Here is a 22,882-nt window from a genome sequence, read left to right on the forward strand (position 1 = left end):
TTTAAATCGCTTTAACGCAAATTGTGACATTTACATTGCTATTAATTGTATGTGCCGTACAACCACATAAAAGAAAGCTCAGTAATAGTAACTTCATTAGGCTTCAGAAACCCTAGTAGCTGTTACGCCCTTTAATTGCGGTAAAGAATAACGCTTACTTGCTGGTTGAGGTGTACGTCCATACCAACGGAACTCTTGGAAATCTGAGTCATTATATAGGGCGTAACAAACTTTATTGGATTGGTTACCACCAAGGCAAACAAGTTTTCCAGTAGACTTATCACGTCCTACAACAAAACAAACATGGCCTCCTCCCTTACGGGTTTTAATAGCTACACAACCGTAAGCTGGTTTAGCTAATTTGGTACCATAATTCACATAATCCAATGCACGGTACCAATGCTTAGGATAAGCAATTCCAGCTGATTTCAAGCAATGAGCAACGAAAGTACCGCACCATGCTGTTTCATCATCCGCCCACCAAGCTTTAAGCTCCTTTAACCATTTCAAAATAGTTGGATTGTGCTGTTTACCTGGTATTTCTTGCAGACCAATGTGTTTTTTTGCTTCAGCCATCCAAGCTAATTCGTCAAACTTTGTCGTTGTAGGAATATTCATTAAAGTGTTGATTCCTACTAACTGGCCTGTTAATTGCGGGCCGTTGAGTCGTGGTTGAGAAATTTTCTTACCAATCCATGACAGAACAAGCATTAAAGTACCAGTAACAAATGCATGATATTTTTCAGGAATAACTTCATAATCAACACCCCATTGTAGTGCTGGCAATAAAATTAGCATGATGAATGCACCTACGGCGGGTAACTTAACAGATAGATACTGCCAAGCATTATTTTCAATTAACTTCATTCATCCTTCCTCTCTCGTTCAGTATCTTGCTCTAAAGCTTTAATACGTAGCTTGCTTTCTTTTTCACGCAATTCGCTCTCTCTACGTTCACGGCGATCACGTCTAAACTGAAAAATAAAGCTTATGAATAGGCCCGCTACAGCTACAATTGCACCCGAATAGCTCAACCAATTAAAAGATGCTAAAGACGCTAAAGCACTTGTTACACCACTAAGAATTGTTGTTTTATTTGCAAAACTAGTGATTGTTATTTCAAGTGTCTGATGATCAGACATGACCTATTCCCCACGTTTCATTTGTGGTTATTTTTGCAAGTGTTGTTGTTCTAATTGGTGTATGGTTCCAAATACAAAGAGCGAAAAAAAGCCCGAATTACTCAGACTTTTCTATATGAAAACTATCGGCCTCTACTTGCTAGGGCATTTAATCCTTTAATGACTTCTTGACCTAATTTTAAGAATACGTTGTGACGTTCAATTTCGTTTTCTAAATACTTCTTGCGGTTTTCCCATGCAGATGAATTGAAGTAAGTACTTTCAAAACTCAAAGGCATTTTTAATGCATCCGATAAAGGCATTGGGCAGTTTTCAGAAATACTACTTGCTGTATCAAGCAAAAGATCGGTCCAACTCTTTGATGATTCCTGTAAAGACGGAAGCGGTGCGAAATCGTGCAGGCGCGTCATCTGCACCTCTTTCCACTAAAATACCGTAGTTATCAACGCTTAACCGTAAATGAGTAAATAACTCATTGTTTAAATTATTAAAGTCTTGATAGCACAAATCAAAATCACTAGCTGGCATTTTCTTAATGAAATCTAGCCGCTGCTTAAATTGTTCTTCAAATAATTGAGGATTTGTTCTATCCGGCAATAAAGCTAAGTGCTCATGATTAGAATAACTCAACTGAAAAGCCATCATGCAGGCAATCCATTCAGCGACATTCTTACAATTTGCCTCTAAGAACTCCACTTCCATTCCAATAAGCTGTCTAACTGTAATTCCATTTTGAGTAATTTCAGTTTTCCAATTATTTTCTGATTGAAGGAAAACTTTAGACCAGTCTGTGTTCACCTCCAACATAGTATTACTTTGTTTTTCAAGATATTTAAGCAGCAATAAATACCGTTCCTGAACTGATAAAAGTAAAGGATCAACATTGTCTAATGCTGATTTCAGAAAAGCTGAAAGTCTTTTTTCATTAAAATTTGGAGCAATGATAGATATTTTGAGACATTGCTCAAAACTAAGCTCTTGCATTTGGTAGGTATTTTCACCAACGTACACAGGGTCAAAAGTAATCATTAGTTGCCTCCATATAATGAGTAAATATCCTTTGAGTCCCATGCAGTTCGACTCATTAAACTAATATTGACAGCTAAACTTAACCGGTTACCTTTTTCATCAATTGGCGCGACTATTGGTGCTGAAACACTTTCAAGAATAAAGGGTTTATAAGTTTTGCCATGAGTAGTGAGAGATACGAAAGGTGGGATAACCCCTGAAAACAAGCCTTCTAAGGTTGTATTTGAATTATTAATGACATTTTGCAGCGTAGAATCAGACGATAATGATACTGGTACGCTCCAAGCCTCCAACTGCATGATCTTGTCTTCAACTTCGGATTTTGCATCACTAAAGGCCAAGAAAAAGATTGATAAATTAAGACGTACTGATGATGTTGAAAGGAATACTTGAGTTGTATTTACTTTGGTTAAATTAGTTCGCCCTTCAACGCTCTTAAGCGCATTTTCAGCCGTTGCTAAAGGTCCTGATGCCATATCGCTTAAAGCAGAAATAAAGGGTGAGTTTTCTCCTAGAGTAGCTGCAGCTTGAAGCATTTGCCCGGTTTGCAAGTTAGCCATCAACATAGGCATCTTTAGTTCTGGATTGCTATTTTCAAATGGAGTTTGCCATTGGCTCTCAATACTTTTGTCGCCGTCTGTCAACAAAGCACGAATTACTGGTGAAGCTATAGGGTTACCATCCTTATCACAAAGAGAAAATTCAGCATATTTATGCTTTGAAATTGAGCCATAAAAAGGATCTGATTCAGTACTGGGCAACTTTGTTTTAGCTGTATTAACAGCTGGTGCATAAGCTAAAGCTTTGGACATAAAAAAGCCCTACCGTTAAAGTTAGGACTATTATTGAAGATAAGTTTATTAGCAGAACTCTACAGTTCCAATTAGGAGTAATTGAATAAACCGGAATTAATCATCTGTGCATCGAATAATTAAATTCAATGCATACTTATCATTTAAAGCATGTATTAAAGCTTTACTAAACATATCAATCTCTGTCTTATCATCATTAATGCTAGGATGGACTGTAAAATAAACAGAGATAGGCTTCATAGAACCATGGCGGTGCACATGACCTGAGAACTTATATAATTTAAAATTCTCAAGTTTTACTGAGTTGTATTCAAATGCACCGCTCATCTCCTCAATTTTAGTGATTTGAGCAAGCTGGGATAAATAACCATCAAAAGAATGTAAATTTTTAGGTAAATTAAAGTATTCAATTACGGTTTCTTCACCTAACCAAAAACTTAAATAAACGTCATCTTTAGAAATATATCGACGCTCCCCGTTAACTTGATGCCAGTCATTTTTTTCACGCAAAGATTTAATATTTTCAAAGTTCATAGATGTACCATTGTCTAAGAAATCAATTTAGTTTTATAAGATTAAGGCATAACTCTACACTTTCAAGTCCTTTAAATAATTAAAAAAATACGCTCTTTGTGAGCGTATTTTTTTATACTAATCTTATGCAGCTAAATTAATATTGTTTTCTTGCTCAAATTCATCAATCTTCTTAATGATTTCAGCAGACTTGTTATATGGCATAACAATCTCATCAAACTCATTTACTTCTGACCCCCAGAATTTGAGCATGATATTCTTGATCTGAGGTTTATCAACGCCGTCGCCATTGAATACATACTTGCTACGTTCAGTTCTGACATAAAGATCGTACTTAGCAAGCTGCTCATCAATACGTAGTTTTCTAGGAGGCATTGCGATATCACGAATTTCTGAAAATAGATCCTCTACACTTGTAAGGTGCGTAAAGTCTAATTCTCGTGTTATTGGAACATCATTAGAGCCTGCATGTTTTTCAATAATGATGATACGAGTTGAAACGGCGGTACCAGCATTTTTAAAGGTTGATTGAGGCAACCAGATTTCAGCTGTCAAAATTGCACCAGGTGTACTATCAATAAATTCGTCCACTTTAGAATCCATAGAACCACGTGGTACTAAGGCCACAATCCGACCACCATCATAAAGATGACCAAAAGCTTTCTTGATATGTTGAATTGCCAAAGTGCCAGCATGACCAAATGGCGGATTCATCACAATTGCATGGTACTTATTCAATGATTCTAAAGATTCGAATGTATCAACAATTACTTTTGCACCTGTATTTGCCATTTGAGCACGACTAGCTAAAGACTCAGTGGGTTCAATCATTGTCAGCTCTATATCTTGCGGAACAAAACGACCAATAGCTCCATCACCAGCACTAGGCTCAAGCACAGAATCGCCAGTGTGTACCCCTGCCCATTCAATCATTTTGAATCCTAGAGGTTCAGGCGTTGCATACCATTCCTTACCTTCGCGGTTATCACGACTTTCAGAACGTTTGCCTTTGGCATAGTAGAATGTTAGTGCTTGATCAAATGGGGTTAACTTAGCAATACGGGCATTTTCTTCATCATATGCTTTACCACCAATACCATCATTTAGACTTGGCTCTTCATATTTAGCTTCTTCATAAGCCTGAATTAACGCTTCTTTGATACTTACTACAGCATCAGCACCTTTTGCAAAGTTATCTACTGTTTCTGCGCGTCCAGCAATCGTGTCTGCAAATGCAGCCCGTTCCCATGCAGTACCAGTAGTCAAGTATCTCTGAATAGCATTTGATGCTTGTCCGGTTCGATAGATACGCCCTTCCGTCTGTCTCAACTTTGCTGGCTTTGTTGGTTGACCAATATTAATGAGTACTCGCTGGTGTTTACCAGTTGTATCATGCAAGCTAATCCCAGTAGAACCAGCATCTGACTGCAGAATGAGAATATCGTGCCCGCTATCATCAGTATTAAATAACGCTACATTAGTTTCACGTTGTTGCTTTGAAAGACGGCCATTAAATAAAAGAGCATTAGGAAATGCATTCTTTAAAGTTTCAACAGGTGAATCATAATCAAGATTGAGATTTACTAGATCCGGTCTATTTTCTTTGAATGCATTATATTCAAGCTCAATATCTTCTCTAAGTGGGCTTTCATATTTTTCGATATCAAGCTTACTAATCAAGAAAGGTGCAAAACCACCGCCCTCGTTATAGTCATGAAAAATTACTACTTTACGACCTAATGCTAAGTGCTTTTTCACCATATCAACACAAGCTTCAGCTTTAATAGCTTCTAACAAACGGCGTCTTGCTAAGTAATCAAAGCGTTTTGCAATAATTTCGTATATGTTTTTAAATCGGTTTCCAGTGAATAACCGATCATATTCTTGCATAGATGCATGACGCCCCCAGCCTGTGGTTGGTTTACCAGTCTGAGCAGCCCATTCTTCAAAAGTTCGTGTTTTGTGCCCTTCTATTTCTTTATAACCATTGCGAAGATAAGTTAAACCTTCATCAATAAGTTCACCAACACGAGAGCCAATTAGAATGAATTTACGATCATAGTCAAAATTTACTTCTAAATCCCGCCCAGACATAGCACCAGTGTTTTTAAGATTTTCGGCGAACTGTCTTTCAAGTACACCTGTATCCACCTTAGCTTCTGGTCGCGTCAACTTACCATATCGCTTTCGATATCCAAGATTTCCCATATAGAAGTGCTCTCGAGCCTTACTAAAGCCTTCAGCTAAATTACCTTGGTCATCAACAGATACTGAAGGAGACATATAATCAAATAAATAGCCTTCCGCCCAATCAAGTGAAAAGTGATAGCTAAATGGCGTAGCAGATAAGAAAACAACTTTGACCTTACTTTTCTGGTGTTTCCAATTCAAATTCCAGATCTTTCGTTGTTCATTTCGAAGGACCTGCATTTTGTTATAAGCGCTTAGATATTGTTCTGTTTCTTTACCATTTTCATCAAATTCTTCAATTGGCATCTGCTCAGCAAACTTATCTTCAAACCACTCACTAAAACCATGCAAATGCCCGGTTAATGCTCGTAGTTTGTTTAATGCTGCAGTTGCTTTACCATCGGATGATTGCGATAGAGTATGGGCCTCATCAATTAAAATCAGATCCCAATGTTTGTGAACCAAACTTTTATTTTGACCAAAATTAGCAAAGGTTGTGACCACGACTGAGTGATCCTCACCGCCATTTTCTTTAATACTTTTTAATTTGTAAGCCTTGATATTTAAAGGGCTTGAGCTTTTGACAAAGTCATTAGCAATTTTATCGTTTAGAGTAACAATTAAAATATTCTTAAGGCCAGCATTGATAAACCGTTTTGCTACACCCAGACCAGTAAAGGTTTTTCCAGTACCTGTGCCATTAGTAAAAAGAATACCTTTCTGATTTTCCTCTATTAAGCGCTTTTCAGTCTTAAAAACATCACCACGCTGTGCAGATTGTAGATATGGCAAAGCTTCGTCAATATTTGAAGCATCACTCCATATAGTTTCTACCTTATCTGCTTTTAATTGAGCATCTAGCTTTTCATCTATGGCAGCTCTAACTGATTTAGCAGATTGTATAATTGATCGATCTCTTGCTCGTTTAAGAGATGATCTCTTACCAGATAGTTCACTGCTTCCGCTGCTGTTAATCCGGTTAGCACTGGTTCCACTATCTCCATTTGAAGATTCATTTCTAGGATTTCGGCCGCCAAGTAAACTTGCATCATCACTTTTTGGTAAGCCAGAATTACTGTCTCTGAGTACCCCAACTTCTCCATCATTTCTGACTGCTTCTGAAGCCTCAAGTTCATCTTTTCCTGATCCAGTTGTAGAAACAATTGGTCCTCTGGATCTGAGACGAAATTCGCCAACTGATTCCACATCTGAATTGGTATTTGATACATGTAAGAATAATCCTTTTACAAGTTGCTGATCTTCAGAAAGAAGAGAGTCTGGAATAGCTTTAAGATGTTTTGAGCGTACAAGAATTTCACCCTGATAATAAAAGGCATAGGGGTCAAACTCTTTAGCTTTGGTTAATTTGATGCCTTTAAGACCAATAACCTGTAGTGTTTTATTCTTTTTAGTGGTGTATGGCTTCAGCTCTTTATCGCAAGCAAAAAGACTGACAATAGTCTCTAGCTGTTCAATAACATTTCTGGAACTGTTATTAAGGTGTTGGATAACTGATTCATCAATGTTTTTGATAGCCTCGTTATATAAGACTTCAATAACTTCATCCAATTTTGGAAAGTCACTTTCTTGACGGGCAAAAGCTAAAGCTTGCTTTGCTACAGACAAGTTAAGTTCTATTTGCTTATGGATTATAAGAAGGAAAAATCGAGCAATATTGCTCTGATAATGCATGAAATCAATCATGTAATAAATCGCAACCAATACTGTGTCTTTAGTGATTGGTTTGAGCTTTAAGATGGACATATATCCCTCAACATAGGAACTTTACATTCCTATGTTGAATGATCGTAAGTATCTAATTTTTAGTAGGTTCCAGATCTAAACATCTAATTCTTCAAAAAGAATGTCATTAATTTTGTTCCCTTCTTGATTTTCCTTGTCATTACTTTGATCAATTTTAACTTTCAAAGCACTGTGAAAACGTTCAGCTCCCTCTTTCGTTAATCGAATTATTTTAGGTTTACTTGAACTGCTGGAATCAACCAAGGAATCGTACATTTGCACACTAATGAAATCATCACCAAGCACTTGTTGTGCATATTGGATAGCATCTTTTACACTTACTGGTTCAGGTTCACCAAACAAGCCTACATTACTACTATCTAAAGCCTGTTTCTCTGCAAATTCAGCTAATGCTTTAAATAACATACTCATTTTTTTTGAACTGCGGCTATTCTTGGCGAGAAATACGGCGAGCTCAGCAACACCTTCTCCTAGATCCTCAAAAAGCCCTTGCTGCTTTACAAACTCAACAATATCTTGATCATTTTGCTTTGCAGATAAAATGGTATTTGCTGCATCAATAATTGCATTAGCAACACGTTGATCAATGGCTTGCTCCATTCCATCAACGATTTGATCTGATATATCTTGAACATTTCCACGACTTATAGCTTGCGCTTCAATAAATTTAGGCGCAGCAACACCAAGCGCATTAAGCATATTTTGAAGATCTGGTTTTGTATGATCAGCCATCATTTCTAGCAGACGATCATCATTGTACGCTTTACTAAAAATTGCGGCCTTGATTCTGTTTATCAGTGCTTGTGTTGGTTTTTTATCTTTCGTTGTGTACTGGGCAGCTTCTGTATCACCTAATTTACTTAAAAAACCTTGAATAAACTTTTGATTACTTACTGCTAATAAATCGCCATCTTCACTCGGGTTAAAAAGAGCCAGTAAATTCTCATCTAAACGTTTAGCATCAGCTTTAGCACGTTCAGTTGCTGTAAAAGACAACTTATCATCTTGGTTAGCATCTATGGCAAATTGAGCTCTATCAATCTCAGTTGTACGAATACGTATCAAGATTGGTTGAGCTATTGCTTGGACCTGCTCACTGCTAAAGCCAAAGTAATCAGCTTCATCAATCAACCATTGTTTATACTCATCTGCGGTACCGCGCTCATAGGCAAGCTTGATTGCCATTGTTCGGCCATTTCCTGATTCAACAACTAAATCATCACCAGTTATCGGTGCTCCCGTGTCTGCCCGACCTGAGCGGCCTAGGCTTTCTGGGTCTAAATCATTAGCAGTTTTCTGTACCCATGCTTGTGAGGATTCACGACTACGATCTCGTGGCTGCAATTCTTGCGGATAATTAGGGTTTTCCGCACCAGTTGCTGTATGAGATGCAATTACTTGATTAATATCAACTAAAGCGAATACAGTAGAAATCTTTTGTCCTTTGGCTGTTTTCACATTATTAGTTCTACCCTTCAATAGCCCAGTAAAGGGCTGTTTAGGTTTAAAGAAACTAATCATTTGATCAATTACAACTAATGGATTTTTAGCAATATCTTGAATAGAAATTAGATTTAAAGTTGTCATTAGATATTCTCCGCTTCCATTTTTTGCACTTGATTCAAGAGTTCTGTCACCGCTGGAATAAGAAGTGGATCATTTAAGTCTTTTTCTGCTTCATCTCGAATTTGCTCTAATAACTCAAGATTAACTTTAACCTGCCCTTCAATTACTGAACGATAAAGTTGATTACCTTCATCATTTGTCGTACTAGGCTGAAGATCTTCAACTTCTGTCGGAGCATTTAGTTCTTTAGATTCATCATTATCTGAATTTTGGGCTGGCTCTTTATTACTGAGGCGATCCGCTAAATGTTCATCTGCCCATGCTCTTGAATATTCATAAAATGCTGTTAAATATTCTGGTGAACCTTCGGCCCCATTCCAGTTTTTTAAGAATTCACCACGGCGATCTGAAACCCAAGCCATAAAGTCTATGTTGTTAGTATCTTCAGGCTTTTCCAAAGTGTCTAACCATGCTTGCATCATTTTGTTTTCAGCTTTACCAGCTGCACGTGCTGCTAAAACTTCTTCATCTCTTTTTTGTTTAGCTTCATTTTCGGCATCAATAAGTTTTTTTGCTTCTAATTCTGCTTGCTGTTGAGCCAAAGCCTGGTCATCTAGTTCAGAAATCCATTCACGAGCCCAAACTACCGCATCAGAGTCCCCCTCTAGAGCCTTATTGATACGTTCAAAGAATGCTTGGTAACGTAAACCATCTTCACCTGCCCATTCAGGATCAGCATTTAAACGCTTTAAATCGGCTTTTAAACGTTCGGCTTCTTCATCAGAAATACTATCTGGTAACTCATTATCAAGACTATTCTCTTTAATGATTCCTTCATTTTCCTCAGATTGCTTGGTTAACAATGTATTTTGCAACTGATCCAATTCGTTTAATAAATTGGAAATTTCTGCACTTAAAGAATTTAATTGACTTTGTTTTTGCTCGAGGCGTAGTTCAGCATCTGCTAAAGCCTTGGCCTTTTCTGCTTTCTTAGATTGTAACCGCTTAAAACGATTACTATTTTGGTTAATTAACTTCATAATTCGACCAGCGAGAACTGGAATTGAAATTCCTTCTCCCTGATTAGGCTGGATTGCAGCAGTAATATCCCGATTGTTCATTAAAATCTTCCATGAAATTAATGAATCTGCTGGACTAATTTTTTTTGATAATCGATCTGGCTTATGAAAAAGGATTGTGAAGTTTTGGCCGTCATCAAAATCATAAGTAAGGGCAATTTGAAGGACTTTTTTATGCTTAAAGGGCTTACTTTCCGTAACGTTAACGATTTTGACGCCAGTTTTTGAAAACTGATCCATAGAGTGATGCAAAATTGCAGACAGCTGCTCTAAATGCTGGTAATCAACGATAATAGAGTCATAATGCGCTTCTTCGACGCCTAGACTAGATAAAAGCGTAGGTAACCCATCAAATTTACTTAATAATTGGCTGTGATCATCATTTCGTTGCATATCTAAAAACAACTTAGAAATATCACCCTCATGAGAAATTAAATTGATTCCATCCCATTCAGGTTTTTCAGCTGCGACAACATTTTGTAATTGTTCTAGTTGCCATCTTTGAATCGGTTTTGCACCCGTCAAATTAAATTGTTGTGAAGATAAATGGCGCTTAAGTCCAAATTGATTTGTTTCAATAACATCTGTAACACAAGCATCAAACATTCGGCCAAATTGCAGTATCGCTAAATCAGCTGCATGCTGGTCATCGATAGCGCCTAATACCGCAACAGAATCAAACGCATCTATCCCACCCTTTTTACCTTTTAAATTTACAACACGCCAGAAATCATTTTCAGTGTAATCTTCAGTGACTAAAGCATTAATTTGACGGTAATCACCCTTAATAAACCCAATTGAACAAGCACCACTATTCACCATGGAGTCAAAACCATGTACTAATCGGCTTTGATGTGGTGCGTGTGTTTGAATGAAAATTGATTTAACACTCACGGAGTTATCCTCATTTTAGTTTGAGGATATTTTCTCAATTAGGTGAATCTATAAAGGCAATGAGTTCCATAGCTTATTTTAAGTTGGGAAACATTTTTATGAAATTTAAAGTAACAATGGCATGTGCTTTATTAGAGGCATCAAGGGGCAAATTGCCTGCTTGAAGTGAAACTAGATGCTCAATTTCAAATTGGTTCTGATTTCTTGCAGCTTTATCAAAAGCATATATTTTTAATCTCATTAAGTATTCAATTGGTGGCGACTGAGTACCATCTTTATTAAACATTATTTCTTTTATAGCTTTAGCACTATTCGCAATAGCTGCTTCTTTAGTCTCAATAAATGAAATGCTCAACTCATTTGAAGCATTACCAGTTACATGGTTGAGTTGAAAATGCCCCACATGCACTGCATCGGTTTGGGCATCTAGTAGTGATACCTCTACATTATTGGCTAACCAAGCAACTTTGTTTGAAGGATCAAAAATTGGAATATTTGCTTGAGCAATTTTACTGTTTGCACGGTACGGGCGAATTTCAATTCCAAAATGGGCCGCTGAAAGTGTCCCTAATGCGTAAAGTTCCTGATAATGTGAAACAGCTCGATCAACAGTTAGCCCAGACCACAAGACAGGATTCTTAGCAAAACGTTCTTTAAACGGATTTAAAACGTTTCCAAAACTGTTATTTATAGTTTTATTCTGCGTTTCGTATTCAAAGAAAGCCATTATTCTTCATCCTCTGGAAATTTACGGCTCTTAGCAATACTTTCAGCTAATGTTAATGCTTCCTCATATTTCATACCTGTATCGCGCTCAAGAATGTACGCCATAATATCTACATCTAAATTTGATTCTTTCAATGATGCGATTACTTGTGTTTTAAGTAATGTTGTATTCATTCTTGATTGAGCATTGTTGATTTCTTCTGTAGCTGCTGCAGTTTGGTTTGAATAATATTCAACTTGCCAAGGGTAATCTTCAGGCTCAAATTGTTCGTTGTAAGCAAACCCCCAATCCAAATGAAGAATTTGATTAATCCCTTCGGAAGCTGCTGTTCGAATATCTTGTGACCTACGCATGATTTGTGCAGAAGTATGGAATGCTCCACCTTCTCCTATACCACCAGTTAACATATCAGCCCAACCGACCATGCTTGGATCTAGACCAATTCCACCCATCAGCAAACGGACATTAATCATGAACTGTTCAATATTAATAGGTGAGCTTCGTTGATTCTTGATATCACCCACTGGATTTAGAACTTGTTTTTCATCAAATACCGGAAGCATGTGAAAAGCAGTATTCCAAACTGCTTCTCCACCTGATAAAGCATCACGGACATAAGCCTCATGATTTTTAAGTAAACCTTCTAAACCACGGATATAAGCTTGACGTTGTGCTGGTGGCATTCCCGACATATTTACTGTCAAGAACATCTGATTTACGGTATCTGCAATTTGCTGGCTGTTCATAGATGCCAAAGCAAGGATTACATCATCATAAATGTCTTCAATTTCGTAAAGGAATGAGCCGCCCAAATGCGCAGGTAAGATAGGTAGCTCATCTGGATCATCCCCCTCTAACATTTTCGTGACAAGACCAGTTTCAACAAGCTCATATTGAGCAATATTGCTCATACGGGGCATTTTGAAACGTACCATTTGAATAGTATTCAGTTTGGTAATAGTTTTCTGCCAATTACGAGGATCTAAACAAAAAAAGGCGACAGTCTTACTGCCTTGTTCGAAAGGTTGTATTAATGGTGGATAAGTATACTCATTACATACGAGGTCAATTACACCTTTATCTTTTTTCCCGTAAATACGTGCATAAGAATCACCAAATGAAATTGCATCTCGGGCTAGCTTGCTTAAATACTTATTGATCAGCTTTTCCATCTTTACACGGCGCTCATCTAGTTGTTTTTTTAGTTTTTCAGCTGCTGGTCCATTCGCCTTTTTTAACCGTTCTGCGGGCGTAATAAAGACTTGTTGGCCGCTATAAGAATCTCCGCCTAAGGCTGCAGAAACATGAATCCCCATACCCTCTGCTATAGGTGCAAAGCGTAACATTCTCTCCCATTTAGTAAGAATTTCTTTTCGAGTACGCTTCTTATTGGCTTTGGTTTGGTTAGTCCCAAGTGAAAACGGAGCCATAGTTTCATAAAGCTGCGCTGTTGCATCCTGATTAGACGTATCGAATTGCTGATCATATGAATTAACATTTTCACCGAGTAATAACGATAAGAACCGAGAAGACATAACGAAGCCAAAATACCTAAATAATTATGTATTTTGAAGGTTGTTATTTTTCTACTTTTAGATGGGTTCCAAATTGAATTGGAACCAAACAGATTTAATAAATATGCAGCATGCAATTCTATCTGAACAAACTTACTTTACTGTTTAGAGGATTCGCTAATGACTGATGTAAAAGTATTCACTGATATGGATATTGAATTAGCTCAAAAGACAAAAGATATTGTAAATAGTCAGCGTTATAATAATCGTCCAGCTTTCAAAACTTTAAACCTAGGCTGGGACCTTGAAACTGGTTCCATTGCAGTTAACTACACTTTTGTAGAAGAACCTCAAAGTACTGATCAACCTGCATAACATGCTTTAATAAGAAAGCCCCTAAAAGGGGCTTTCTTATTATCTAGGAACCTTATGATGCAAAAGAGGTAATATGAACAGGAAGAGTGCCATTAGGCCCTAGATTTTCAATTATCCTTGAAGAGATATCATTTAATTTAGCAGCAGCCGCAAACTTTAATTGTAACTGACCATTAGAGTACCTACCAAACAAGCCCCCTCTATTTAAGTTATTCATAGGTCCCGGTCTAAACCACGAAGGCAAAGTATTTAATAAGATACCCACATTAGAACCAATGCTAAGTATAATACCGTTTAATAAGTTATCTGCTGTTAATTGATATGTTTGCACAATCCTTGGAATATTTTTAGCAGATATAGCAGACCAGATTAAATTACCTTGCTCATCATATACATCTAAATAACCAGAGATTTTAGAGTAGTCATAACTTAAAAATGAAATATTATTGTTATGCACACTATGCCAATATTTCCCACAAAACTCAGTACCTTCAGATAGGTTTAAAATATAAAGAGTCTCTTTTGGTAAATCATTACGAAAAGAAGGATATACCAAACTAGGGGTTTGAATAAAACTAGGTGCCCAACCAGAAGATGCACCTATTGAACTAGGTGCACCACCATCTAACACTTGTACAGAATTCACACCTAAATGTCTGTAAGTGTCGCTAACAATAATTTCACCTTTATCATTACTTACTTCAAAGCCAGACATTATCCATACCTATAAATATCAACAGTAAGAAGGGCTAAACCAGTCAATGCACTCACTCTTACTACATTAGGTGTATAAATAGACGCAAAAGGTCCACCATGGTAAGCAAGTGTAGGGTATTGCTGAGTCATATTACCTAAGCAGTCTTCTCTAACAATTGCTATATGAGTTTCAGATGTAATACCGTCATAAACATAATCCTTATAATACTCATTAGAACCTAAAGAGACTTCGAAAGTATGTATTAAGTGCATTTGACGATCTGTAACATCAACAACAATCTTCCCAGTTTCATCAAAACATTGTAAGCCTTGTGGCATATTGTCCTCCAAAAATAAAGGGCTAGATATCTAGCCCTTCTTCACTACCACAGCCCTAATTTAACCCTGACAACATTATTATCGTCGTAAACCGTAATTAAACTGCCGCTTAAAACCATCCTTGCACCATTGGGTTTAGCCGGATCCTTGTAGGTAGTTAATGTCCCCAACTCACCAGCAATCGCGCTCAATTTATCGACTTTAAACAGTTCAGCTGTTAAAGACTTCGCTTTGAAGTTTGCTGCGGTCAAATTCTTAATAAATACATCACTATTCATAATGACTTGATTGTCTTGGACTATGAACGGCATGTATTTAGTAGAAGAAGTACCTGTTGTGAAGAAAATTCTATCAGCTTGGAAACCTATAGAAGTTTGGACAGTTCCATTATTTTGTTCACTTACCATGGATAAACCAGAGAAAACACCGTTGTTATCCATTCCCATTACATATTTACCTTTCATCCCGTTGATCAAATCAACTTGAGACTTAAGATTAATTGCATTTGGACCATATACTGAAGTGAGAGTTTGAAGTGAACCAGCGTAAGCTCCTACATCCGTGGTATATGTAGTTTTAAAACTCTCAAATTCAGCAATATTGTCTGCATCTTCAATATCGATGTAATCAAGATCTACTTCGCCTGCTTGAGCTGCATAATTGCCGATAAAAACAGGAGTAAAGAAAGCTGCTTTATTTGCAAATGTTTTGGGGTTTGTAAGCGTTCCAGCCCCACTACTTGCACCAGCAGATCTACCTTTGAAATAAGCAACACCCGTCATCCATGTACCCAAGGCAGGTGCAGCACCACCCACCACATAATGACTTGAACCGATATCTCCATTAATGTAATTAGCATCTGTAATAAATGCAGTTTTTGCGGCATTAAAACAGGTGGCCCCCACATAAACTACACCAGCACCTGACACCCTTCTGTAGCGGTATTTAATCCGGTACATCTTATTATCATCAATTGGTAAGGTAGAGAACCAGTTTAGCCAGATTTCATCGTTGCCAGAATTATCACCCATCCGTAATGCATAACCTCCCCGACATGTTTGATCTTCAATTAAACGCATATCTATTCTTGAGCCGCTAGGCGTTCTGTTAATCCAATCTATCTCAAAAGTTTGCAAAGCAGACGCCATAATGGTTTGGCTATTTGCTGAATAGAGGGCTGATAATCGTTCACTGGATGAAGCAACTGCCTCATTCAATTTTGAAGAAGTCACATAATCTCTTTGTATGTCAGCAACTGTTCTAGATGCTGCAGCAGCTGTGTCTTGAGCTTTTACAATTTCTGCAAAAATTGGTACTGGTACAAGTGACGAATTATATTGAATTGGTTCAATAGATTGTCCCAAAGCTGTGAAAGACTCAGTTTTAATAAGTGGTGTAATCGTTTTATAGTGTGAAATATCATATCTCGCCCCACCCCGTAAAAAGACAGTTTCAATTGAAGAGTTAGGCATTTGTTTAATGTTTATTAAAGGTGATTGTGCAGTCCAGCTAAAAGAGAACTTATCAATAATTCTATTTTCTGCTTGAGTACCCCATCCATTAGCGGTAACACTCCATTCACAATTAAGACCGAAAGAGCGTGTACCATGTGTAGCCCAAGGCACATTACTATTATTTTGGCCGCCCAAAGTACAAAATACTTTAAAATCATACTTTTGCTTACCGGTAGCCAACTGAAAGATAACAGGATAGTAAATATCTGGATTCAAACCTGATAAGTCAATATTCGTTAAAATATTTTCTTTTAAGCTTTCAGTATTTTTCTGTAAGGGATCAATATATTCCGACTTTAACTGATTTGACGATGCAGCAATTGCTCTTTCAATATTTGTATTAGTTAGGTCAGAATTAAGAATATATGCACTATTTGTTCTATCTAATTTAGAAGACATTTCAGTAAGTTTACTTGCCCATGTTTCCTTAAAATTAGTTAATGTCCCTAATGATTCTGTAGCTGTAGAAACGAAATCTTGTAAATTAGGATCTGCAGATGCATAGTCAGTTACGTCATAACATTCAATTTGAGCTAAAGTCCAGAATAGAGGGCTTTCAGGTGTTGGGGCTGGTCCACCCGCTACATGTACGAATCCAGAAGTATCGAATCTTCCGGTGGCACCGGATTTAACCATACGAACATAAACTTCAAATCTCCCCGTCCCGTCAGTGCTACCAATGAATTTATCTACTGATCCATCGCCCATTAAATTTGCTGCAGGATATAACTTGTAGCCGATAGGTAATTTAATCAGGTATTTAATGATAAAAATAGCATTTGAACGTGTGAAAAACTGTTGATGAAAACCACCGAAATTCGGGCTTGCTGAACCAGTTGTAACGATTCTAAGTTCATGAGTTGAAGTTGTCGGATTGTCAGCACTTTTAGCTTCACGAGTAACACTAACTGTACCATTGCCTAGATTGTTATAAGTGCCGACGTTGTTCATTCCTTTCTTGAAATTTACATCACCGTAAAGCAACTTACCGTTAGTAATCATCATTGCAAGCTTAGTTGTATTTTCTAATGCTGAACCCAGATTGTCGGTGCTTGTTTGGAGCTGAGTAATATCATTATTACGAAGATTAATTAAATCTTTTGATGTTTGATCCGCTGCTGCTTTAGTAGTTTTTAATACCGTTGAAAGTCCACCTGGCACTGAAGCATCATATTGCTGAATTTGTTGTGCAATAACACCTTTGTTAACATCAGCATTGATAAATGTATCTTCCACAAATTTCGCATTTTGTTTAAGAGTAGTTTTAAATCCTCCTTTGAAATTAGGAGCAGAATTTCCTCGGCTAATGAAAATATTCGAAACTGAAAATGTGCCCGCTGAAGGAGCATTATCAAATCGTAAACCCAGAGGAACAAATTCAAAATTCGTAGCTTTTACATCACTTGGAAAAATCCCCGTTAATTCTAATTCTCCACTTGTTTGAACAGTAAATAATGGTAAACCAAGCCCATATACCGCGCCGTGAAATTGGATGGTACAAACTGCACCAATTAGACCTACCGAAGCATTATATTTGATTCGTATAACTACAGGATCACCTTTAGCGATTGGTAGTTCTTTAATTTTATATTGTAGTTCCCAGACTGGAAAAGTTTGATTTGTGCCTGTTGAAACATTTAATGTTTTGGTTTCATCTCCTAATAAAATCCAATTGTCTTCTGCGTATTGAATAGTATCCAGTTTTGCTGAAAAGGATTTTATTTCTTCTGCAAATACTTCTTTTGCATCAGATCGAGTAATTTTTTGACTTAAAATTTGAGCATGATTTTCTAAAACTTTTTGCAAATTACCACTGTTATTAGCTAATCCTAATGGAATACCACTAACGACCTGAACAGCAACCATAATCTGTTTTGCGCCATTCAGACCAGAGTCAGGAGTTGCATGAAGTTCAATACCTCTTCCCGCTCCGATTCCCTTCTGCCCAATTAAAATATAAGCATCTCTGCCTGTAATCTGATCGAGAGTAAATTGATTTGCGCCTAATGAAAGTAATGCTGGTTTTACACTATTCAAATTCATTGCAATGTAATCATAGTTAGTGATAATCACAAAAGTATTTTGAGGTAATGACTGAATTGCATTACTCATTGCTACTGCATTAGCTGGGTCAGCATATGTATCGTATCTCGTAGAGGTTGCAATCGAGCCATCTGCTGCTAAAACATGCACAGAAAAGCCGCGGTTAGAAGCTACAGATATAGTCTCACCTTTTAAGTTCTTGATTCCAGTAAAATCATTATTCCAGCCTGAAGAATAAACTCTGTAATTAAAGACTTGTCCTAGATCTTGATTTAACTGCTTGTAATTAGAATCTAAGCTATTAATTGATTGGGTTATATTTTGTTGATTATCACTAATTGTAGAGTTTATTTCCTGAAACTTCCCATCAACTGTTAATTTATTCGTATCAACAGTAGATTTCAGAGTTGTATAATTTTCAGTTAGTACTTGGATCTTTTCTAAATTTTTCTGAACATCTGTTTTAGTACCTGTAATTGCTAATGAGTTAGCTTCTAAACCTTTCTCAATTTCACGAGGATTTTTTCTAAATCCTGTTGCTAACTCACCTTTCTCTAATTGAACTTCTCGAATTAAGAAATCAGGAGCATACCCTACTTGAGCACATAGGATAATATTAATATACTGTAAGTTATTGATATTTGTATCAAAATTATAAGTACATAATATTTCTTTATCTGTTGCAATATTCCATTCATTAACAACCTGATTATTACAGCTACCATCATATCTATGGATGATTAATAGCAAAGTTTTTTGTGCTGCAGTTAGAGCTTTGGCTTTAAGTGACAACGTATAGGTTTGATTTATTTCTAAACCATCAGCTATCGTAATTGACTCGATAAAACCTTTAAAATATGTAGACGAATTCGTAGAGCGGAATCTCCCCCAGTTTGCGCCATAAGCATCCTTAAAAACTTCTAGAACATTACCTTCAACAACAGCATTCTGACGCCAGTTAGAGATTGAAAAAGGCGCATAGAAATCACCATTCTTGATTAAATTGTCTCCACCACTAGACGAAATTGTTGCTTTTAGAATTTTACTTTCTTCAGCAATAGCTTTATTTGTTTCTGCTTTTGTATAACGGGTGCTATCCAGTGTTGCTGAACTATCTGTCCATAAATTCCCGAACTTCTGCTTAAATTTTGCTTCCAAGGCATCTGTAGCTGTGGCAACAGCTTTAGTGGTGTCAGCAGTAGTCGAATAATTTTGTAGTTGTGTAGCGCGAACAAGTGATGTGTCTACATCTTTGTCTGTTAAAACGCTATTTACCCGATAAGCTTGTAACTCCCACCAACCGCCACTGCCATTGTGTCCAAGTGCAAAACCTAACTTCATTTGTGGATGAGTATTAAAAGTTACAACCTGTTCGATATATACCCATTCTTCGTTTGCTGGAATTCTATTTAAAGCAATCACTGATGCAGTGATTGTAGCATTTGAAAAACTACCATCTGCTTTGCCATACATAGCCGTAATGCTGCAATCACCTGTAGAATCTGCACTTCGGCGAACCCAAAAGCTAACTTTATAAGAACGATTTGTCGGTAAAGCTTTGCGGCTATATATCCAACATCCTGCTTGATTCGAAGAATCTTTTCTAAAGACAGTATTGCCAACTTTTCCTGTAATTGTTGTTTTAAAGTGGATTTTCAAATCATAACTATAGTAATTAATCCAATCTTCAGGGTTTTTTAAATTAAAATCTGGCAGTAAAGAGTCACTATCGTTAGCAGATTCAATAGATGCTTTAACATTTTTAATTTGAGCATTAAGCTGATTTGTTTGATTTGCTGTAGCTTCGTCTAACTTTGCTGTGGTTGCATAGTTCTGCAGTGCTTTTGCGGTGTTGTCGATATTTTTTTCAGCATTTGAAAGTCCAGTTTCAAGACTTGATGTTCTCTTTGTTAGTGCCTCCTTTTCAGTCACATATGTTTGTTTGAAATCATTAAAGTTTGCATTAACTTGGTCTACTGCAGCGTTGTAGTCATAAGCACTGGGGATCCACGATTCAGTAGTGATCAAGTCACCCCTGACAAGCACTGCCCAATAAACCGTTCCGACTGAACCTTGAGCAGCAGTAGGACTGTTAATTATGTAAAAATTTAAAGCACGTTTTTCAATAACTTGATTATTTTTAACAAAGGTTATTTTATTAATAACTTTGCCATTTGTATTAACAACGGATTGTAAGGCTTGCTGACCTCCCCCAGCATAAACTGCCAAATTAGAGTTTGTATCCGCACCATTTCTTTGATGTTCGGCACACCACATTAAAGTGTATTTTGCGCCTACCTCCCAATCCTCGCCTAGCTTATATGAAAGATGAGGATATGAAGTTCCGTTATATTTACCCACAACATTTGACTGGATAAGCAAATTCGAACCAGCAGCTGCGGCTCTACTCAAACTTGCAGAGAGTGCTGTTGCTTGCTCTGTAACTGCTTTAATCTGTCCAGCTTGTTCTGTTACATCTGATTTCGTTGCTTCCAATGCTTCTGACGAAGCCTTTTTATTTACTTCATTATTTGTTAAATTTAGATCATTTCTAAGCTTAGAAATATCTAAACTTTGAGAAGACAATGTTTCGCCGTGCTTCTTAACTTCCGCTTGAGTGATCTTAATCGCTTCTGCATTAGCATTTAATGAGCTTTGCGTATCCCGAGGGCTTGGGCTCCATGCTGTAGGTTTATTGCCGGCTTCGATCTGTAATTTTTGAATTGTTGGAATTCGGCCTGAGCCATAAGTACCGTAAAACTCAATTGTAGATTCAGTTGAACTGTCAGTGTTTAATTTAGGAAAAACCGTCACTGCAAATTTTTGAAATTCATTTGCTTTAGTTACTGTAACTGAAGTTGTGAAAAAGTGGGCAGAACCATTAGATGAGTAAACCTGAACCGAACCGGCAACAGGTACACTCACTTCAAATGAAATGGTAACCGGCTTATCTAAGTTTTCGTCATAAAAAACTTTTAACTCTTTGCTTCGTTCATACATTAAGTATTCACGACTTGTTGTAGCTGTCGATGTTCTAGGAGCTTCTGAATTAGCAACTGCATTAACACCACCGATTTTTAAATTATCTACAGCAGCTGTTATATCAGTCGATACACGGCCCATTGCACTTTCGAGATCACTCTTTGTAGCTGTTTTCAATAAAGCTTGAGCATTGCTCTGAATACCTGTTTCTGCATTCTGCATTCTTGTTTCAAGCTTACTGGTCCTTTCAGCTTCAGCTTCTGTTCTGTTAGTTGCTGTTTTGAATAAATCATTTGCAGTTGCAGTTGCATCATTAGCTGAAGCTAATGAGTTGTTATCTTCAACAATAATGTAATTAAGCTGACAAATTCCTGTCTGGAAGTTGTAGTTTGCAATAAAGATTGGGGCATAAAATTCAGCTTGCGCTGGGAAAGTACGCGGATTATCAATTGTCCCTAAGCCAGTTGCTGCCCCAGTAGATTTACCCTTCATGTATAGAACTACTTCTTGCCATTCACCTAAATTAGGTTTAATGGCCGACAATAAGTAGTTAGAAGAACCCATATCTCCTGCAAGGGTGTTTGTAGTCGTTACGTATTTACTTTGGTCTGCATTTTTACATGCAACACCAAGATAAATAGATCCATTTTCACCGAGTACACGGCGGAAACGTGCACGAACCCGATAAAGTGTATCTGGGTTAATCTTTACAAACTCATTCCAATGAACCCATGTTTCATCATTATCAGCATTATTCCCAAGCTCAAGAATATAACCACCTAGTGCATCAGAATCTTGAATTACTTTCACTTCTGCAGTGGTACGCCAACGTGTCCAGTCATCAATACCTTTTGTCGTAACGACTGCACGTACCCCAGAAGTTACTTGAGTTTGAGATTTTAGACTTAATAAATTTTGAGAAAGGGCTTCGGTAGCTTTTACAGCTGTTGTTCCTGTTTGCTGCGCTTCTGCTGCATTATCAAAAGCCAATTTTGCAAGATCATCAGTAGTTTTAAGTGATGATGAAAGGCCATTTATGCTTGTATTTGTATTACTTTCTAAGGTCGAAACACTTTTTTGAACATCAGTAATTTGCCCTTGTACCTTTAAGTTTTCTTTAGAGATACTTGTATCAAGTTCACTAAATTTTGAAGCAGTAGACTGTTCCAACTCGGTAAGTGACTCAGTAACTTCTAAAATATTTGCATTAGATTTCCGATCAGCTTCTTCCAAAGCTGCTTTCGTTTGGTCGATACGTAAAGATAAGGCTTTATCACCATCAGAAACTGATTGAGCAATTGTTGCTATATCCGACTCTGTTTTAGTTTTATTCGAATTAAAGTCAGTTTTTAGTTCTTCAAGTTTTTTTGCTTCTGAAACAACCTTCTCATCAACAAGTTTCACTGAAGATTCTACTTTTTCGATGTTTGCGGCATTACCTTCTATTTGTTCTTGTGAGTTTTTAAGAGTAGATTCAATTTGTGAGGTTTTCTCAGCAATAGATTGATTCAAATCACTTACAGTACGTTCGACTTTGTTAATAGCAGTTTTGTTGTCACCAATTTGTGATTGTGCGGTGCTAATTTGCTCAGTAAACGCTTTATCTTGAGCTGCTAGAGTTTTTATTTCTTCTGAAATTAGAGCGTTTGACTTACCGAATTCGTTTTGCATTTCAGCAAACT

General features: G+C 37.1%; 15 protein-coding genes. 1 reads left to right on the forward strand and 14 read right to left on the reverse strand.

The window, feature by feature from the left end; all coding sequences use genetic code 11:
- Positions 1-96 precede the first annotated feature (96 nt).
- From CSB87_RS01970 to CSB87_RS02020, 11 genes are all read right to left on the reverse strand, one after another.
- Complete coding sequence (locus CSB87_RS01970) at positions 97-867, reverse strand: TIGR02594 family protein (RefSeq protein ID WP_000766538.1); 771 nt, start codon at positions 865-867, stop codon at positions 97-99.
- Positions 864-1,142, reverse strand: coding sequence for a holin (locus CSB87_RS01975; RefSeq protein ID WP_001279706.1), 279 nt, complete (start codon positions 1,140-1,142; stop codon positions 864-866). The genes CSB87_RS01970 and CSB87_RS01975 overlap by 4 nt, the downstream gene beginning before the upstream one ends.
- Before the next feature lie 122 nt (positions 1,143-1,264).
- Entirely contained in the window at positions 1,265-1,483 is a 219-nt protein-coding gene (locus CSB87_RS01980; RefSeq protein ID WP_000887468.1) for a hypothetical protein, read from the reverse strand.
- Positions 1,476-2,171, reverse strand: a complete 696-nt coding sequence (locus CSB87_RS01985) for a hypothetical protein (protein WP_000627462.1) — start codon at positions 2,169-2,171, stop codon at positions 1,476-1,478. Before CSB87_RS01985 ends, CSB87_RS01980 begins: the two co-directional genes overlap by 8 nt.
- Complete coding sequence (locus CSB87_RS01990; protein WP_000030333.1) at positions 2,171-2,983, reverse strand: hypothetical protein; 813 nt, start codon at positions 2,981-2,983, stop codon at positions 2,171-2,173. The genes CSB87_RS01985 and CSB87_RS01990 overlap by 1 nt, the downstream gene beginning before the upstream one ends.
- A 96-nt stretch (positions 2,984-3,079) precedes the next feature.
- Positions 3,080-3,517 (reverse strand): hypothetical protein, encoded by a 438-nt coding sequence (locus tag CSB87_RS01995; protein ID WP_001008603.1) that lies wholly within the window; start codon positions 3,515-3,517, stop codon positions 3,080-3,082.
- A gap of 123 nt (positions 3,518-3,640) precedes the next feature.
- Positions 3,641-7,471, reverse strand: a complete 3,831-nt coding sequence (locus CSB87_RS02000; protein WP_031952617.1) for a DEAD/DEAH box helicase family protein — start codon at positions 7,469-7,471, stop codon at positions 3,641-3,643.
- A 75-nt stretch (positions 7,472-7,546) separates the two neighbouring features.
- A complete protein-coding gene (locus CSB87_RS02005; RefSeq protein ID WP_009497412.1) occupies positions 7,547-9,058 on the reverse strand; it encodes a hypothetical protein in 1,512 nt (503 codons plus the stop codon).
- The gene (locus CSB87_RS02010; protein WP_009497410.1) at positions 9,058-11,010 is read right to left on the reverse strand and encodes a hypothetical protein; all 1,953 of its coding nucleotides are present in this window, start codon (positions 11,008-11,010) and stop codon (positions 9,058-9,060) included. The genes CSB87_RS02005 and CSB87_RS02010 overlap by 1 nt, the downstream gene beginning before the upstream one ends.
- A gap of 73 nt (positions 11,011-11,083) precedes the next feature.
- The gene (locus CSB87_RS02015) at positions 11,084-11,737 is read right to left on the reverse strand and encodes a hypothetical protein (RefSeq protein WP_031952619.1); all 654 of its coding nucleotides are present in this window, start codon (positions 11,735-11,737) and stop codon (positions 11,084-11,086) included.
- A complete protein-coding gene (locus CSB87_RS02020; protein ID WP_000098518.1) occupies positions 11,737-13,272 on the reverse strand; it encodes a hypothetical protein in 1,536 nt (511 codons plus the stop codon). Before CSB87_RS02020 ends, CSB87_RS02015 begins: the two co-directional genes overlap by 1 nt.
- 159 nt (positions 13,273-13,431) lie before the next feature.
- Here CSB87_RS02020 and CSB87_RS02025 point away from each other — a divergent pair, with 159 nt between their 5' ends.
- A complete protein-coding gene (locus CSB87_RS02025; protein WP_031952627.1) occupies positions 13,432-13,626 on the forward strand; it encodes a hypothetical protein in 195 nt (64 codons plus the stop codon).
- Between the two features lie 52 nt (positions 13,627-13,678).
- On the opposite strand, the gene CSB87_RS02030 is transcribed toward CSB87_RS02025, so the two are convergent.
- The 3 genes from CSB87_RS02030 to CSB87_RS02045 are packed head-to-tail and all read right to left on the reverse strand — an operon-like array spanning position 13,679 to position 22,871.
- Positions 13,679-14,341, reverse strand: a complete 663-nt coding sequence (locus tag CSB87_RS02030) for a hypothetical protein (RefSeq protein ID WP_031952629.1) — start codon at positions 14,339-14,341, stop codon at positions 13,679-13,681.
- Entirely contained in the window at positions 14,341-14,661 is a 321-nt protein-coding gene (locus CSB87_RS02035) for a hypothetical protein (RefSeq protein ID WP_031959198.1), read from the reverse strand. Before CSB87_RS02035 ends, CSB87_RS02030 begins: the two co-directional genes overlap by 1 nt.
- 44 nt (positions 14,662-14,705) lie before the next feature.
- The gene (locus tag CSB87_RS02045) at positions 14,706-22,871 is read right to left on the reverse strand and encodes an interleukin-like EMT inducer domain-containing protein (protein WP_416224451.1); all 8,166 of its coding nucleotides are present in this window, start codon (positions 22,869-22,871) and stop codon (positions 14,706-14,708) included.
- Between the last annotated feature and the right edge of the window lie 11 nt (positions 22,872-22,882).

Source organism: Acinetobacter sp. AR_0276, from assembly GCF_003000705.1.
GTDB classification, from domain to species: domain Bacteria; phylum Pseudomonadota; class Gammaproteobacteria; order Pseudomonadales; family Moraxellaceae; genus Acinetobacter; species Acinetobacter nosocomialis.

Bases quoted from the DNA above. Each gene is read 5' to 3' on its own strand.
- CSB87_RS01970 (WP_000766538.1), bottom strand. From the start codon at position 867: ATGAAGTTAATTGAAAATAATGCTTGGCAGTATCTATCTGTTAAGTTA.
- CSB87_RS01995 (WP_001008603.1), bottom strand. From the start codon at position 3,517: ATGAACTTTGAAAATATTAAATCTTTGCGTGAAAAAAATGACTGGCAT.
- CSB87_RS01990 (WP_000030333.1), bottom strand. From the start codon at position 2,983: ATGTCCAAAGCTTTAGCTTATGCACCAGCTGTTAATACAGCTAAAACA.
- CSB87_RS01975 (WP_001279706.1), bottom strand. From the start codon at position 1,142: ATGTCTGATCATCAGACACTTGAAATAACAATCACTAGTTTTGCAAAT.
- CSB87_RS02000 (WP_031952617.1), bottom strand. From the start codon at position 7,471: ATGTCCATCTTAAAGCTCAAACCAATCACTAAAGACACAGTATTGGTT.
- CSB87_RS02005 (WP_009497412.1), bottom strand. From the start codon at position 9,058: ATGACAACTTTAAATCTAATTTCTATTCAAGATATTGCTAAAAATCCA.
- CSB87_RS02020 (WP_000098518.1), bottom strand. From the start codon at position 13,272: ATGTCTTCTCGGTTCTTATCGTTATTACTCGGTGAAAATGTTAATTCA.
- CSB87_RS01985 (WP_000627462.1), bottom strand. From the start codon at position 2,171: ATGATTACTTTTGACCCTGTGTACGTTGGTGAAAATACCTACCAAATG.
- CSB87_RS02030 (WP_031952629.1), bottom strand. From the start codon at position 14,341: ATGTCTGGCTTTGAAGTAAGTAATGATAAAGGTGAAATTATTGTTAGC.
- CSB87_RS02045 (WP_416224451.1), bottom strand. From the start codon at position 22,871: ATGCAAAACGAATTCGGTAAGTCAAACGCTCTAATTTCAGAAGAAATA.
- CSB87_RS02035 (WP_031959198.1), bottom strand. From the start codon at position 14,661: ATGCCACAAGGCTTACAATGTTTTGATGAAACTGGGAAGATTGTTGTT.
- CSB87_RS02025 (WP_031952627.1), top strand. From the start codon at position 13,432: ATGACTGATGTAAAAGTATTCACTGATATGGATATTGAATTAGCTCAA.
- CSB87_RS02015 (WP_031952619.1), bottom strand. From the start codon at position 11,737: ATGGCTTTCTTTGAATACGAAACGCAGAATAAAACTATAAATAACAGT.